Source organism: Pseudomonas sp. MF08831 (genome assembly GCF_059862645.1).
In genome coordinates this window covers 379,245-395,342 of sequence record NZ_JCBCUX010000003.1, presented here as the reverse complement: position 1 = coordinate 395,342, position 16,098 = coordinate 379,245, and the positions used below count along the sequence as shown (strand labels likewise).

The 16,098-nt window shown below is 62.8% G+C and carries 10 protein-coding genes; 3 read left to right on the top strand and 7 right to left on the bottom strand.

Annotated elements, in window-relative coordinates; all coding sequences use genetic code 11:
- Window positions 1–76: 76 nt before the first annotated feature.
- A complete protein-coding gene (gene pdxR, locus AC19YS_RS08025; protein WP_500601398.1) occupies window positions 77–1,669 on the top strand; it encodes a MocR-like pyridoxine biosynthesis transcription factor PdxR in 1,593 nt (530 codons plus the stop codon).
- Here the strand turns inward: pdxR and AC19YS_RS08020 are convergent.
- The 7 genes from AC19YS_RS08020 to aspA all read right to left on the bottom strand — a co-directional run bounded on the left by AC19YS_RS08020 (window position 1,625) and on the right by aspA (window position 14,150).
- Complete coding sequence (locus AC19YS_RS08020; RefSeq protein ID WP_500601397.1) at window positions 1,625–6,217, bottom strand: dermonecrotic toxin domain-containing protein; 4,593 nt, start codon at window positions 6,215–6,217, stop codon at window positions 1,625–1,627. The genes pdxR and AC19YS_RS08020 overlap by 45 nt on opposite strands.
- Window positions 6,218–6,518: 301 nt before the next feature.
- Complete coding sequence (locus tag AC19YS_RS08015; protein ID WP_119741130.1) at window positions 6,519–7,610, bottom strand: polyamine ABC transporter substrate-binding protein; 1,092 nt, start codon at window positions 7,608–7,610, stop codon at window positions 6,519–6,521.
- Complete coding sequence (locus tag AC19YS_RS08010; RefSeq protein WP_124418780.1) at window positions 7,607–8,641, bottom strand: histone deacetylase family protein; 1,035 nt, start codon at window positions 8,639–8,641, stop codon at window positions 7,607–7,609. Before AC19YS_RS08010 ends, AC19YS_RS08015 begins: the two co-directional genes overlap by 4 nt.
- A gap of 132 nt (window positions 8,642–8,773) precedes the next feature.
- Window positions 8,774–9,766, bottom strand: coding sequence for an AraC family transcriptional regulator (locus AC19YS_RS08005; protein ID WP_200624087.1), 993 nt, complete (start codon window positions 9,764–9,766; stop codon window positions 8,774–8,776).
- A gap of 50 nt (window positions 9,767–9,816) precedes the next feature.
- Window positions 9,817–10,794 (bottom strand): asparaginase, encoded by a 978-nt coding sequence (locus AC19YS_RS08000; RefSeq protein ID WP_169367864.1) that lies wholly within the window; start codon window positions 10,792–10,794, stop codon window positions 9,817–9,819.
- Window positions 10,795–10,880: 86 nt separating this feature from the next.
- Window positions 10,881–12,332: an alanine/glycine:cation symporter family protein gene (locus AC19YS_RS07995; RefSeq protein ID WP_106575909.1), complete on the bottom strand. Its 1,452-nt coding sequence runs from the start codon at window positions 12,330–12,332 to the stop codon at window positions 10,881–10,883.
- Window positions 12,333–12,725: 393 nt separating this feature from the next.
- Window positions 12,726–14,150 (bottom strand): aspartate ammonia-lyase, encoded by a 1,425-nt coding sequence (aspA, locus tag AC19YS_RS07990; protein ID WP_053258714.1) that lies wholly within the window; start codon window positions 14,148–14,150, stop codon window positions 12,726–12,728.
- A gap of 182 nt (window positions 14,151–14,332) precedes the next feature.
- Here aspA and AC19YS_RS07985 point away from each other — a divergent pair, with 182 nt between their 5' ends.
- Both AC19YS_RS07985 and purE read left to right on the top strand, forming a co-directional pair.
- Window positions 14,333–15,256 carry a LysR substrate-binding domain-containing protein gene (locus tag AC19YS_RS07985; RefSeq protein ID WP_106575908.1) on the top strand — a complete coding sequence of 308 codons (924 nt, stop codon included), beginning with the start codon at window positions 14,333–14,335 and terminating at the stop codon, window positions 15,254–15,256.
- A 346-nt stretch (window positions 15,257–15,602) separates the two neighbouring features.
- Window positions 15,603–16,094 carry a 5-(carboxyamino)imidazole ribonucleotide mutase gene (gene purE / locus AC19YS_RS07980; protein WP_003195648.1) on the top strand — a complete coding sequence of 164 codons (492 nt, stop codon included), beginning with the start codon at window positions 15,603–15,605 and terminating at the stop codon, window positions 16,092–16,094.
- Window positions 16,095–16,098: the final 4 nt, after the last annotated feature.

Here is a 16,098-nt window from a genome sequence, read left to right as displayed (position 1 = left end):
TTGGCGAATGCCTGCATCCTAGGCAGGCTATTGGTCTGTTGTAAGAGCCAAATGGCACCAATTTCATAGGTCCAATATGTCGCCCATCACACCGCCGCTGTCATTCAACCCCGCTGGGATCGAGCTGGATCGCCGTCTGGGTTTGACGCGCCAGCTGTATGACGCCCTGCGCCAGCGCGTGTTGGACGGGCGACTGGTCAGCGGAACGCGGTTGCCCCCAACACGTGACCTGGCGGCGGCGTTGTCGATTTCCCGCAACAGTGTGGTGCGCGCCTATGACCAGCTGTATGCAGAGGGGTTTATCGAGAGCCGTGTTGGCGACGGCACCTACGTTGCCCAGTTGCCGACAGCGAAAAAATTATCCACAAAAGTATCCACAGGGTTTTCAACAGGCTTATCCCCAGCCTTATCCACAAAATGGGCGGATTTGCCGCAAGATCTGGACCATGAAGTTATCCACAGCACCAGCTTGGCGCGAGTAAAAGCCAACCATCTGTCTCAGCCTCCGTCGGGGCCGCCACGGGCATTTCGCGTGGGTGTGCCTGCCTTTGACCTGTTCCCGTTTGAGGTCTGGGCCAAGCTGAATGGGGCTTTTTGGCGCAAACCCGACCTGGAGCAGCTGTGCTACGGCGACCCGGCGGGTGACGCGCGCCTGCGCGGTCTGATTGCCGCTTATTTGCGCAGTTCAAGGGGCATGCAATGTGCGGCTGAGCAAATTGTGATCACCTGCGGCGCGCAGCAGGCGATCAGCCTTTGTGCACAGTTGCTGGTAGAGCCGGGCGATGGCGTGGCGGTAGAAAATCCGGGCTACCGCGCCGCCGGTCACGCGTTTGCCCTGGCCGGTGGGCACCTGCACGGCGTACCCGTGGACGGCGAGGGCATTGACTGCCAGGTGCTCAATACCCTGAGCGATTGTCGCGTGGCGTATGTCACCCCCTCCCACCAGTACCCGTTGGGCGTGGTCATGAGCCTGGCCCGCCGCCTTGAACTGCTGGCCTGGGCCGAGCGCACGGGTGGTTGGATCATCGAGGATGACTACGACGGCGAGTACCGTTACAGCGGCGCACCCTTGTCGCCCTTGGCCGCGCTGGATCGCACGGGGCGGGTGCTGTATGTGGGCACATTCGGCAAAGTGGCGTTTCCCGCGTTGCGTCTGGGTTACCTGGTGTTGCCGCCGGCCCTGGTGGATGCGTTTGCGCGGCGCCGTGCGGTCGACATGCGCCACTCGGAGGTCAGTACCCAGGCGGTGATGGCGGAGTTTATGGCGGCGGGGCACTTTCAGCGGCATATCCGGCGTATGCGACGCGCCGCGCTGAGCCGACGTGACGCGCTGTTGAGCGGCTGGCCCGGTCAGCTGCAGGGCGTGAGCAGCCTGCCCACTGTCGCGGCAGGCTTGCACCTCACGGTGCGAGTGGACAGCCTCGCCCGCGAACAGCAACTGGTGGCGCAGGCCCACGCCGCGGGGGTCGAGGTCAATGGCTTGAGCGCCTATTGGCTGCCGGACTCCAGCACACCTGCCGACCAGCGCGCCGGGCTGGTCTTGGGGTTTGCCGCCGTGCCGCCGGCGAGCATCGCGCAGGCGCTTGGACGGTTGTACCGCGCCTGGGGTTGCCAGCCGCCGCCTTCAGCGCCGGGGCACCGGCAAGGCGGCAGTCTTGAAGAACAGTGACCGCGCCAGCAACGGCCCGATCTCACTGCGGTACACCGCGATGTTGTCGCGGTCATCGGTCTTGGCCAGCGCTTCATACTTGCCGCCCAGGCGCCGCTGCGATTGGGTCTTGAGGTGCGCGGCGGTGTAAGCCTCCTCGGGGCTTGCCAGGTCCTTGTAGTGAAAGTGGGCGTACCACAGCGCATTCGAGTGCTTGGCGTCGAGGATTTCGTACTCTTTCAAATAGCCCTTGTGGCGCCCGGATAGCTTGCTGCGTGGGCCTGGCAGCGGTTTGATGATGATCTCGTGTTCGCGGTACAGCAGTTCGACATGGGCCGCGGTCGGTGGGCGCTGCTTGAGCATGTCGAGCCGGGTGCGCAGGCCCTCGGTGTAGAGGCGTTTGATCGCGGCATCGAGGCTGCGGTTGATCAAGGCGGCCGACGGTGAGCCGCTTTCGGTCACGTTGCTGGCGGTCAATGCCTCCTCAATGTCCTCGCCGGCCTGCGCCAGCTGCGCGGCGCGGCGGTGAAAACGCTCTTCGATCTCCACGGGCAGGCGTCTTGCCTCGCCGGCCAGGCGCTGGGTGCGCGTGATGAACTGTTCGACATCGTCGAGCAGCGCCTGGGCACTGGCGATGCTGGCGGCCACGTTTCGCGACTGTGCCCGCGCAGTGGGCCGCGCCACCGCACGCTCACGCTCAACCCATACCCCGTCCTTTTTATGAAACAGGGCAATCACCTTGCCGGTCAGTGCTTGCTTGACCTCCACCAACGGGGTCGGTTCTCCCCGTTGTGGCGGGCGTTCTTCGCCGACCACAATGCCCTGGAAGCGGGTCTTGATCACCTTTTTCTGCGGTCTGGGCACAGGCGTCGAAGGGCCGGCAATCGCCGACTCCAGCGCCTTGCGCTCGCGCAGCAGCGTGGTCATTTGCTTGATCGCCCGTTGGGCGAATTCATCGGTGAGCTGCTGCAAGGTCTGCAGGGCCGGGCGATGTACGTCCAGTGGAAAATCGGCCGGCAAATCGGCCAGGCTTTGATCCAGGCCAGTGAACTGGTCTACCAGGCTGTCGAGGACTTCGATTTGTTCATCCAGCGTGGCCAGATTGTCTGGCTGCAAAGCCTCGCACAGGCTCTGCACCGCCAGGTCGGCCCGGTCGACCATCTGCGCGATCGCCGAGCGGGCGGTGTCTGTGCTGGCCGAGGCGGCTTCATTCACGCAAAGGAAGCGCGACAGGGTGATGCGGAAGGCCTTGAGATCATCCAGGGTTATCTTGGGCAGCACCTGTTCGTGGCGCAGCACCAGTTCCGCGCCTTTGACTCCCAGGGTGCGGGCTTCCTTGAAACGTGATTGCAGGTAACCGATGCGCTCGACCATAGCCTCGGTCGACGCGTCGACGGCACGGCAGTCTTCCAGGGCCATCGGGGTGTCTGGCAAGTCCTCTTTGTCCAGGTATTCAGAAACGGTGTGCAGCCCGTCTCGAAAGCGGATCATCTGTTCGGCGGTGGCACTTCGCGCCAGGACCATCTGGTCTTGCAGGTAGCCCAGCATGGCTTCCTGATACGTCGGCACGGTATCGAGGATGTTCAGCGATTTGAGCTGAGCAATCGGTACGTCCAATTCTTCCAGGCGCCTGCTGACGTGCGTCAGGTAGGTGGTGCGGGCGTTTGCGCGATCGGCCGGTGGCGCGTGATCGATGGCCTGCTGCAACCCCATCATGTCCTGGCGTCGTCGATCGACCTGCGTGTCGAACGCCGCCAGTTGCTCACGCAGTTCGCGAATTTTCGGCGGCCTCAGGCGCTGGCCTTTCTGTCGCCGGCTGCGCATTCCGCCGCCGCGCAGGCGCAACCGGGTGTCGACAAACCACTGGCCGAGGCGGTTGCCGATCAAGGCCGGGCCTTCGCGGTTTGGGGCCTTGGGGTCGATGATCATCACGGTGTCGTTTTCATCCAGCGCCACTTCGAACCAGCGCTGCGCCACCGGGACGTACCACGCCTGGCCCTTGGGGTAGAGGTGCAGATGGGGCCCGGGCTGGGTGATTATTTCGCCCAGCCCTTCGGGTTTGGCCAGGCTGAAACTGTCCAGTGTCGCGCCCAGGCTGTTGCGGCTACGCGTGAGGGCGCCGCGGGTGTGAAGGTTGATTTCATGCTCAGTCGGCAGGTGGGCGGTGTCGAGCGTGGGGTGCTGGATGATCGACGGTTTGGCCGGTAACGGCGGTGCCGGCGGCGGGCTTTTTTCAGGCGCACGCGCCGGCGCGTGCTGCAGACTGATGTGCAGCGCCAGGGCCATGCCCAGGGTCAGAAAAAAGTCCACGGCAGCACTCACGCCCGCCGTTTGATCGCCGCTTTCTCGGGCCTCGATAACCTGCTGCAGGTCATCCATGAGCTGCCAGATCCAGGCTGCGGCGCCCGCTGTGCGGCCCATGAACGGCAGGGCCGCATTCAGAACGATCCAGCCGGCATGCTTGAAGCTTTCCCAGCGAGCCTCGGCATTGGACACCGATTGACGGTCGGCCAGTGTCACCAGGGCGCGGGCGTTGGCGGTGTACAGCACCGCCAGGCAGTCCGCGCCCAGCGCCTGGGTGCCGAATTCAATCGGGCCGCTCATTACCATCGAACTCACCGGCTCGCTGAGCAGCGTCGGCAGGACCCAGGGTGAAGGCAGGCTGCCGGGGAAGACAAACTGGGCGTAATCCGGGCGCACAGCGTCGGGCAACCAGGCCAGTACCGACTGGCGTAATGGTGTGTCCTGCTTGATGGCGTAAAGCAGGTTGGCCTGTGAGGGAAACTGCATCAAGGGTTCGTTGGACAGAGGTCGATACAACAGGCAAGGACCATTCGCAGGGTCCTGTGGCCCAATCAGGAACATATTATCGACGCTATCGGTGGCCCCGCTCGCGCGCCACTTGGGGCGCAGTGCCAGCGGCCGGATCACCACGGTGATGCCATCCACGCGGCGGTGTTGCGCGTTGCTGGCCATGACCGCGTGCGCGTAGCGATAACCCTGTTCGTCAACGTGGAACAGGCCGCGAATCTTGTACTGCAACGCCAGCAAGGGCAGTTGCAGGCGCAATTGTCCGGCGTACAAGTGTTGGCGCCGCAACGCTTGCTCGGGATTGTCCAGCAGCAGCGTGCTGACCCGCTCGGGGTAGTGCTTGCCGATGTCTGCCTGGGTGATCAGTTGCTCCAGGTAGTCTGCGGTCATCCACGCGGGTGTCGGGCTGGCGTCCTGGTAACTCACCGTCTTGTTGCCCAGCGGCAGCGCGACGAGGTTTTGCAAGGCCAGCTCGACCAGGCTCAAGGTCAGGGTTTGCGTCTGGCCCGGCAGCGCGACGGTTCCCCACACGACTTGGCTGGTGATGGTTATCGTCACGCGGTCGAGGTCCAGCCGGGAGGCCTGCGGATGATCCTTGATCAGCGCCGCGCGCAAGGCCGTGCGGGTGAAGTCGGTGAGGGTTGGCAACTCGTCCATGAAGGTCTTGCCTTTGCTTTGAAGGCTCAGCGCGGCCAGGTCCATCATGTAGCGCCCGTAGGCTGACTGGTCGGTTTCCGAGGCCTGCAGCAGCCACGCCGGCAACGCCCGTCGCGCGCTGCCAATACGCGACTGATCGAGAAGCGCCAGCTCGACCCCTTGCACGCCGACAGTGCGGGTGGGCAGTAGCGATTTGGGGTCCGCATCGGCAAGGTCGAGATCGCCCATGGCTTCGATTTGCAAGCCGATCAGGCTGAAGGCCTGGTGTTCGAAAAAGTTGCCGTCCGGCTCCAGCAAGCGCCAGTTCAGGGTTTTGCCGGGCAAGTCGGCTATATAGGGCAGCAGTGTCTGGCCGAAGGCCTCCAGGCTGGCAAATTTTGCATAGCCGGTATCGATCGAGTAGCTGAGGATGAGGGTCTGTTCACCGTGACGCGCGATCAGCACGGCCATGGCCATGACGCTGATGTGCTGGGTGCCGCTGCTGTCCTGCGCATCGATGTCCACCAGGTAGGCGCGTGTCGCATACGGGTCGTGGGGCTGGCGCTCGATGAACTCGGGGTAGTGAAACACCGCCCGCGCCACGGCGCAGTCGTCGGCGTCCCAGCCATGAACCTCTTGCACGTTCCACACCTCACGCAGCGACTGGGCAAATATCCGCCAGCGTGGGCCGCTGGTGCCTGCACTCTGGTTCCAGAAATCTATCTGTTGCTCCTGGAACGCCACGAACAGCAGCGGCGCGAGCTCATTGATCAGTCGGCCTATTGCGTCGATCCCGACGGGCAGGTGCACGTCAGGACCATTGCCTGAGGGGTACGCCAGGTAGTGTTCGCTATCAAGGTAAGTCACGGGCACGCGGGAAATTGCACTGCGTGTCAGGGCGCCGGTGAGGGTGTCCGTCGCCGGCTTGGCGGGGATGATGTCGCCGCCCAGTTCGAGCCATTGCGGGGCGTTGACGATGGCCAGGTCCGGGTTGATATCCAATTCCGGATACAGCTCGCGCAGCGCCGCACGCAAGGTGGTGCAAGCCACTTCACGCAGGGACGGGCCGGTAGCCAGCTGCGCTACTAATCCGCTGTTTTCGGTTGGAACGAGGTCTTTCATGGGCACTCCTTGGCCTTGAGAAATACGCGAGGTCGCCCGTGGGCCTCAGCGCGCAGATCCCTGGCTGTAGCGGTTTCTGGCTGATCTCGCGGCGACGATCGCGCTCACGTTAGGCGCGATGAGGAGGGACCGGGCATTACTTAGTTAGCGGCGGCGGGGTGTGGGCGTGGCCTGTGGTCGATGGGCCCAGCAATCAGGCGGGCAGGCGTGCGGTGCTGCGCAGGCGGCAGGTTCTCTTGCGAGCAGTTGGGTGGCGGACAGTCAGTCCTGTGGTCACTGACTGTCCGTTGGCGGTGGGGTGTCAGGTGCCCGACTTGATCTTGGTCCAGGCCCGCGTGCGAGCGCGCTCGGCGTCGCGCCCCAGCGGTTTCAAGGTGTAGAGCGTGGCCATGGCCGCTTCGGTCGGGTACAGGTTGGGGTTGTTGCGAATCGACGGGTCCACCTGCTCGGTCGCGTCTTTGTTGGGGTTGGGGTAGCCGACAAAATCGCTGATCGGCGCGATCACCTGCGGTTGCAGCAGGTAGTTGATAAAGGTGTACGCGTCCTGCGGGTTCTTGGCGCCTTTGGGGATGGCGAGCATGTCGAACCAGATCGGCGCACCTTCCTTGGGCAGGCGCATGTCCACGGTCACACCGTTCTTCGCCTCTTTGGCGCGGTTGGCGGCCTGGGAAAAGCTGCCGGAATATCCAACGGCCACACAGATGTCACCGTTGGCGATATCGGCCATGTACTTGGAGGAGTGAAAGTACGTGATGTAGGGGCGGATTTTCATCAGCAGCGCCTCGGCTTTTTCATAGTCCTTGGGGTTGCTGCTGTTGGGGTCAAGGCCCAGGTGTTGCAGGGCCAGCGGCAGAATCTCCGAAGGCGAGTCCAGCAGCGCGACGCCGCACTGCTTGAGCTTGCTGATGTTTTCTTCCTTGAAGATCAGGTCCCAGCTGTCCACCGGCGCGTTGTCACCCAGCGCGGCCTTGACCTTGGCCGGGTTGAAGCCGATGAGGATGGTGCCGTACATGTAGGGCACGGCGAATTTATTGCCCGGGTCGTTGGCTTCGATCAGCTTCATCAGCTTGGGATCGAGGTGGTTCCAGTTCGGCAGCTGGCTGCGGTCCAGCGGCTGGAATACGCCGGCTTCGATTTGTTTGGCCAGGAACACGTTGGACGGCACCACCACGTCATAGCCGGAGTTGCCGGTAAGCAGCTTGGCTTCCAACGCCTCGTTGGTGTCGAAAATGTCGTACACCAGCTTGATGTCGGAGTGCTGTGCCTTGAAGTCATCCAGCGCTTTGGGCGTGATGTAGTCGAACCAGTTGTAGACCCGCAGGGTTTTCTCTTCGGCATGCGCCGCGCCACTGATAACGGCGGCGCAGAGCACGAGTGACTTGAGCATGTTCATTGGGCTGCCCCTTCAAAACCTTCGAGAACGTTGACGGCGTTGATGCCGATTTCTTCCACCGCATAGCCGCCTTCCATCACAAACAGCGTGGGCTTGCCCAGCCGGGCGATACGCGCGCCCATGGCCAGGTAGTCCGGGCTGTCGAGCTTGAACTGCGAGATCGGGTCGTCCTTGAAGGTGTCCACACCCAGGGACACGACGATGATGTCGGCGCCGTAGCGTGTAATTTCCTGGCAGGCCTGCTCCAGCGCGGCGCTCCAGGTGTTCCAGCCGGAGCCGGCGGGCAGCGGATAGTTGAAGTTGAAACCTTGACCCGCGCCGTCGCCCAGCTCATCGGCATAACCCAGGAAAAACGGAAATTCCGCTTCCGGGTGGCCGTGGATCGAGGTGAACAGCACATCGCTGCGCTCATAGAAAATCGACTGGGTGCCGTTGCCGTGGTGGTAATCCACATCGAGAATCGCGACTTTTTTGTGGCCCTGATCCAAAAAGGCCTGGGCCGCGATGGCGGCGTTATTGAGGTAGCAATAGCCGCCCATCAAATCGCTGGCGGCGTGATGCCCCGGCGGGCGGCACAGGGCGAAGGCGCTGTGGGCGCCCTGTTGGATGGCGGCCTGGGCGGTGAGGGCGACTTGCGCCGCGCTGTAGGCCGCTTGCCAGGTGCCGGCGGTAATCGGTGCGCCGCCGTCGAAGCTGTAGTAACCGAGCTGCCCGTGCAGGCTGGTGGGCAACACGCGGCGCAAGGTGCGGGCGGGCCAGGTGTAGGGCAGCAGGTCGCCGTCCTGGCCAAACTCGGTCCAGCGCTCCCAGGCACCTTTGAAAAAATCCAGGTAGTCACGGCTGTGAATGCGCTGCAGCGGTGCCAGCCCAAAGTCCTGTGGCGCGTTGACCGGCCCCAGTTCACGGTCCTTGACTCGTTGCAGCACGTGGTCGGCACGCGAGGGCATCTCAAAGCAGGGCATCAGTTGCCCGTCCATCAGTTCGCAACGGCCGTGGTGCAGGTGGTGATCGTCCGAGTAGATCGTCAGCATTTGTTGTTCTCCGCAGGCTGTATCGGTGGATGCAGTCTTGCGGCGGACGCGGTTTATGAGAATGGCAGGAGCGGCCAAAAGGGGATGAATATGGCCAAATTGTCTGTCCGAAATTCGCCCCTCAATGGGGCGTCATGGTCGAAATTGGCTCGGCGCCACGCCGCTCCAGCGAACAAACGCATGCCTGAAGCTCGCGGTTTCGCTGAAGCCCAACGCCTCGGCAATCCGATAGATCGGCCATTGGTTTTCAGCCAACAGCTGCTTGGCGCGCTCAAAGCGCAGCTCGTCCAGCAGTTCCTGATAGCTGCAGCCCAGGTCGTGCAGATGCCGACGCAGGGTGCGCGCTGAACAGTTCATCTGCTCGGCCAGGCCTTCCAGGCCAGGTGCTGCGTTGAGTTGGGCGGTGAGCAGTTGGCGAATCCTGCCCAGCCAGGCCTGGCGCCCGGTGAACTCCAGGTTCTGTTTGCGGCAGCGCTCGGCCATGGCCTGGTGGGTAATCGCATCGGCCAGCGGCAGCGGCCGGTCGAGCCAGTGCTTGTCGAAGGCAAAGGCATTGGCGGTGGCCTGAAACTGCAACGGGCAAGGGAAGCGCTCGGTGTAGCGCGTGCGGTAGTCCGGGGCGTCATGTTCAAAGCGCGCGGCGAGCAGCGGCAAGGGCTGGCCGAGCAGGTCATCGCAGATCACCTTGAGCGAGGCCAGGCACAGTTCGACGTTGAACATTTCCAGCGCAGGGTTTTCGCGGTAGTCGCTGGCGGTGAACCAGATGCGATCGCCGTCCTCTTCAAGGCTCAGCTCGAAAAGTGTTCCCAACAGCGCCGGATAACGCAGGGCCAGGCGCAAAGCGTCACCGAAGGTGGCACTGGTGAGCAGGGCGTAACCGAGCATGCCGTAGGCCGAAACATGCATTTGGCGACCCAGCTCTAGGCCGACATCCTGGCGCAGGGCCACGGCATTGGCACACACGCGCATCTCCTGATTGGTGGTGATGCGCGTGTCGGAGCGGCTCAGGTCCGCCGCGCAGATGCCACTGCCGGCCAGCAGCGCCTCAAACGGCAAACCTTCGGCCTGGAAGGTGTTGAGCACCAACGAGACCGCATTGAGGGTGGTGAGGTGGGAGTGCAGCATGGGAACTTCCAGCCAGGGGATGGCTGGAAGGGGAGCAAGTTACATGCCGGTCAGCTCAGTTCGCCGCACAGGTCCAGTTCCACCAGGCGGCGGATTTCACTGGTCGCAAGCCCGGCACCAAGCAGGGCCTGCAATTTGCCGAACACCGCCTCGCGGGTCATGCCACCGCCAGACAGGACGCCTACGCCGCGCAAACGGCTGCCGGCTTCGTACACATCCAGCTCCACGCCGCCTTCATGGCATTGGGTAATTGCCACCACGACCACGTCCAGCGCCTGCGCCCGCTCAAGGCTGGCGAGGAACGCCGGGTTATCGCTCGGCCCGGTGCCGCTGCCGAAGCATTCCAGCACCAGTGCCTGAATGCCGCTGTCGATCAGCGCGTCCAGTTGGCCCGCGGCGATGCCCGGCACCAGCGGCAACACACCGACGTTGGCCAGGGCCTTGGGTTGGCGATAATCCAGGGCGGCGGGAATGGCCTGGGCCTTGGCGACGCCACCGTTACGCTGCAGCGCGGCGAAGGGATGGCGACCGAAGCTGCGGACCTTTGCGCAACGCGTCGGCGCCATCAGCGCGCCATGGAAATACAGCTGAACGCCCGGCGACAGGCCTTCGCCCAACGCGTGCAGGGCGCCACTGACGTTCTCCCAGGCATCGCTGTCGGGCACGCCGGCGGGCAGCATCGAACCGGTGAACACAACCGGCGCCGGCAGGCCGAGCAACTGGAAGCTCATGGCCGCCGCGCTGTAAGCCAGGGTGTCGGTGCCGTGCAGGATCAGTACTGCATCGCAGCCCTCGTCCACGGCTTCAATCACCGCGACGCGCAGGCGCTGCCAGTAGGCCGGGGTCATGTTGGCGCTGTCGATCAGGGGCGCCATTTCCCGGAAGCGCCAGGCAGGCAGTGGCAGGGTGGCAAGCTGTTCGCGCATGCGCGCTTCAAAACCGGATGCCGGGGCCAGGCCGTTGGCGCTGGCTTGCATGCCGATGGTGCCGCCGGTGTAGAGCACCATGATGGTGTTAGCTGTGGACATCGAGACTTCTCCTGAACGAAAAACGCCGCCGGGCCCAGAGCATGCCCAAGGCCAGGCGGCGTGTCATCTATCTAGGCTTGTGACGCTCAGCGTTGCGCTTGAGCGTTCAGTTCAGCCGAGGCTTGAGCGCCAGGCTCAGGCTTCACCGGGTTCGCAGGCCAGGCCTTGCGGTCCAGGTCCAGGTCAGGGAACTGGCTGGAGTCGAACACCGGGGTCTTGATGCCCGCCGCGCGCTGGCCGTCGTAGTCGTTCAGGATGCGCATGGCGATCTTGAACAGGAACGCCAGGGCGAACAGGTTGACGAACGCCAGCAGGGTCATGGTGATGTCGGCGAAGGCGAACACGGTGCTCAGGTTCTCGATGGAACCCCAGAAAATCAACACCAGCACCAGCGCGCGGTAGCCCATCAGCACCTTGCGGTTGTCGCCCACGATGAAGCGCAGGTTGCTCTCGCCGAGGTAGTAGTTGTACATGATCGAGGTGAACACGAACAACGCCAGGGCCACCGAGATGAACATCCGGCCCCAGTCGCCGACGACCGCCGCCAGGGAGTTCTGGGTCAGGGCAATGCCGTCGCCTTCAAAGCCTGGGGTGTAGAAACCGGAGAGCAGGATCAGCAACGCGGTGCAGGTGCAGATTACGAAGGTGTCCAGGAACACGCTGAACGCCTGCACCACACCTTGGGCGATCGGGTGTTCTACCGAGGCCACTGCCGCCACGTTAGGCGCACTGCCCAAACCGGCTTCGTTGGCGAACACGCCGCGCTTCACACCCATGATGATCGCGCTGCCCACCAGGCCACCGAAGGCCTGGTCGAGGCCGAAGGCGCTCTTGACGATGGTCGCGAGCATGGCCGGCACGTGGTCGAATTGCAGCACGATCACGTACAGGGTCACGGCGATGTAGACCAGGGTCTTGACTGGCACCAGCAGGTCGGCGATCGAGGCGATACGCTTGATCCCGCCGATGAACACCAGGCCCAGCAATACCGCCAGCGCGAGGCCGGTGTAGGTGGTGTCCAGGCCGAACGCGTTGTTCAGCGAGTGGGTCACAGCGTGGGCTTGCAGGCCGTTGAAGGCGAAACCGAAGGTCACCAGCAACAGGAACGCCATGACCATACCCAGCCAGCGCTTCTGCAGGCCGTGCTGAATGTAGTACGCCGGGCCGCCACGGTAGGTGCCTTCAGCGTCGGTGCGTTTGTACAGCTGGCCGAGGGAGCACTCGATAAAGCTCGAAGACATGCCCACCAGCGCGGTGACCCACATCCAGAACACGGCACCGGGGCCACCCAGCGTCACGGCGATACCGACGCCTGCGATGTTACCGGCACCCACACGGCCGGCCAGGCTGAGCATCAGCGCCTGAAACGAGCTGAGCTGGCCGGAGCTGCTCTTCAGGCTGTCTTTGAACACCGAGAACATGTGGAAAAAGTGGCGCAACTGAACGAAACGCGAGCGAATCGTGAAATAGCCGCCGAGCCCGACAATGAGCACGATCAGTACTTTCCCTGAGAGGAAGTCGTTGATGACTTCGAGCATGGAGTGTTCCTCGCTGATTTTTCTAATGGCAAAAACGCAGGACGGTGCGACGCATCGCTCGGCACCAGGCAGTGCACGACGCTTCGACCCCAATCCTTTTGCGGGTGTTGTTATTCATGCGGTTTCGCGCTGTCCAGGACCTCGTTACCGACGATCTCTGACGCGAAGAGGGGCGGCACTATACCTAGGAGAGCGTGATCCGTCTGCACGGGGCGATTAAAGGTTTCAGCCAAGCTGTTGCAGGCAAGGAGGGTTTGCAGGGCGATATTGGATTTTTTATGGGCGTCATTTCGCAACCTTGAGGCAAAAAAAAGGGCCTGAAGAAGGAGCCTTCAGGCCCTCAAAAGGTGAGAGGTGTCTAGTCCCTCAACCTGGTGAGCGGTGCAACAAACGTCAGGCCTTCAGTGGGACCAGACGTGGGGCAATCATGTTTTCGGGGCGCAGGATGTCGTCGAGCATGGCGTCGTCGAGCAAGCCTTCTTCGCGCACCAGTTCCAGCACGCCGCGGCCGCTTTCAAGGGCGATACGCGCAATGCGGGTGGCGTTTTCATAGCCGATGTACGGGTTCAGCGCGGTCACCAGGCCGATGGAGTGCTCCACCAGCTCGCGGCAACGGGCTTCGTTGGCGGTGATGCCGACGATGCAGTGCTCGCGCAGCATGTCCATGGCGCGTTGCAGCAGGCGGATCGAGTCGAAGATCTTGAAGGCGATCAGCGGCTCCATCACGTTCAGCTGCAGTTGGCCGCCTTCGGCTGCCATGGTCAGGGCCAAATCGTTGCCGATTACCTGGAACGCCACTTGGTTCACGGCTTCCGGGATAACCGGGTTGACCTTGCCGGGCATGATCGAGCTGCCTGGCTGGCGTGCCGGCAAGTTGATCTCGTTGATGCCTGTGCGTGGGCCGCTGGACAGCAGGCGCAGGTCGTTGCAGATTTTCGACAGCTTCACCGCGGTACGCTTGAGCATGCCGGAGAACAGCACGAACGCGCCCATGTCGGAGGTGGCTTCGATCAAGTCGGCGGCCGGTACCAGCGGCTGGCCGCTGATCAGCGCCAGGCGTTGCACGGCCAGGGCCTGGTAACGCGGGTCGGCGTTGATGCCGGTGCCGATGGCGGTGCCGCCCAGGTTTACTTCGGTCAGCAGCTCTGGCGCCAGGGTTTTCAGGCGGGCCAGGTCTTCACCGAGGGTGGTGGCGAAGGCGCGGAATTCCTGGCCGAGGGTCATCGGCACGGCGTCTTGCAATTGGGTGCGGCCCATTTTCAGCACGTGGCTGAACTCAACACCTTTGGCGGCGAACGCCTGGATCAGGCTGTCGAGGCTGGCCAGCAGCGCGTCATGGCCCAGCAGCAGACCCAAACGGATCGCGGTCGGGTAGGCGTCGTTGGTCGACTGCGCCATGTTCACGTCGTTGTTGGGGTGCAGGTACTGGTATTCGCCCTTGTTGTGGCCCATGGCCTCCAACGCGATGTTGGCGATGACTTCGTTGGCATTCATGTTTGTTGAAGTGCCAGCGCCGCCTTGAATCATGTCCACCACGAACTCTTCGTGGAAATCGCCGCGGATCAGACGGGCACAGGCTTCGCTGATGGCAGCGTGCTTGGCTTCGCTGAGCTGGCCCAGCTCGCGGTTGGCGTCAGCAGCCGCTTGCTTGACCATTGCCAGGCCGACCACCAATTTCGGGTAATGCGAAATCGGAACGCCCGAGAGGCGGAAGTTGTTCACCGCTCGCAGGGTCTGGATGCCGTAATACGCTTGAGCCGGTACTTCGAGTACGCCAAGCAGGTCTTTTTCTGTGCGGAATGATGCAGCGGAGGACATGACGGAAATCATCTCGATATGAACCCGGAACTGGCCGGAACGCTGCGAATGCTAGGCTTGTGGGAGTTTTTGGGCCAATGCTGTTAAACACTGGCCTATGCACAAACGGCATAATGTAGGTGTGACCCGGTTATCATGGCGGGCGTGTGTGCCAAAATGGTGCGTACCCGTGGGAGGAAGTGATGAACCTTGAGAGCAAATGGCTGGAAGACTTCAGCGCCTTGGCGGCGACACGCAGCTTTTCCCAGGCGGCGGAGCGGCGCTTTGTCACCCAGCCGGCATTCAGCCGGCGTATTCGCAGCCTTGAAGCCGCGCTGGGCCTGACCCTGGTCAACCGCTCGCGCACGCCAGTCGAACTGACGGCGGCGGGGCAGTTGTTTCTGGTGACCGCGCGCACGGTGGTCGAGCAGCTCGGCGAAGTGCTGCGCCATTTGCATCATCTGGAAGGCGGGCAGGGCGAGGTCATGCAAGTGGCGGCAGCGCATTCCCTGGCGCTGGGCTTCTTCCCGCGCTGGATCGCGCAACTGCGCAACGAAGGCCTGAACATCGCCACGCGGCTGGTTGCCACCAACGTGGGCGACGCGGTGCATGCACTGCGCGAAGGCGGCTGCGATTTGATGCTGGCGTTCTACGACCCTGACGCGGCCATGCAGATGGACCCGGAAATCTTCCCGTCGCTGCACCTGGGCAACACCGAAATGCTCCCGGTGTGTGCCGCCGATGCCGACGGTAAGCCGCTGTTCGACCTGGAAGGCGAGGGCAGTGTGCCGTTACTGGCTTACAGCGCCGGAGCGTTTCTGGGGCGCTCGGTAAACCTGCTGCTGCGCCAGCGCTCCCTGCGCTTTACCACCATCTACGAAACCGCCATGGCCGATAGCCTCAAAAGCATGGCGCTGGAAGGGCTGGGCATTGCCTGGGTGCCGCAACTGAGTGTGCGTGCCGAATTGGCGCGGGGCGAACTGGTGGTGTGTGGCGGGCCGCAATGGCATGTGCCGTTGGAGATCCGTTTGTATCGCTGCGCGTTGGTGCGCAAGGCCAACGTACGGTTGTTGTGGCGCAAGTTGGAAGGCGGGGCGGCGCAGTCCCCTCCAGTTGAACGTGGTTAGTGTGGGAGCTGGCTTGTCGGATCGCCGCACCGCTGCGATGCAGACGCCTCGGTACATCAGGCATATTCAGGTGATGCTATCGCAGGCAAGCCAGCTCCCACATTGATCCAGTTTCCATGGTTTATCGGCAGTGTTTTCGCTGACCTGAAAGTCAATAAAACCGCTGGTTTGCGCCACTGGACAGATGGTCATTCCAGGGGCTGTTTATCTGGATTATTACGGTATACTGCGCGGCCTTCGGCCGGTCCAACCGGCCAAATTTCGTACAACAAGCCACGCCGGATTTCCCGCGTGGCTTGTTGTTTTTTGACGCGCCTGCGGGCGCCCAGAGAGAAGAGGCACGACGATGAGTGCATTGGTTGGCGTGATCATGGGCTCCAAGTCCGATTGGTCCACCCTTAGCCACACCGCCGATATGCTGGAAAAACTCGGCATTCCGTATGAAGTGAAAGTGGTCTCTGCCCACCGCACGCCGGATTTGCTGTTCCAGTATGCCGATGAAGCAGAATCCCGTGGCATCGAGGTGATCATCGCCGGTGCCGGCGGTGCGGCGCACCTGCCAGGCATGTGTGCGGCCAAGACCCACCTGCCGGTGCTCGGTGTGCCGGTGCAGTCGTCGATGCTCTCGGGCGTGGATTCGCTGTTGTCCATCGTGCAGATGCCGGCCGGTATTCCGGTGGCCACCCTGGCGATCGGCAAGGCCGGCGCGATCAACGCCGCTTTGCTGTCTGCCAGCATCCTGGGCGCCAAGCACCCGCAGTTCCACGCGGTGCTGAAAAAATTCCGTGCTGAGCAGACAGACAGCGTGCTGGACAATCCAGACCCACGCATCGCCTGAGGTT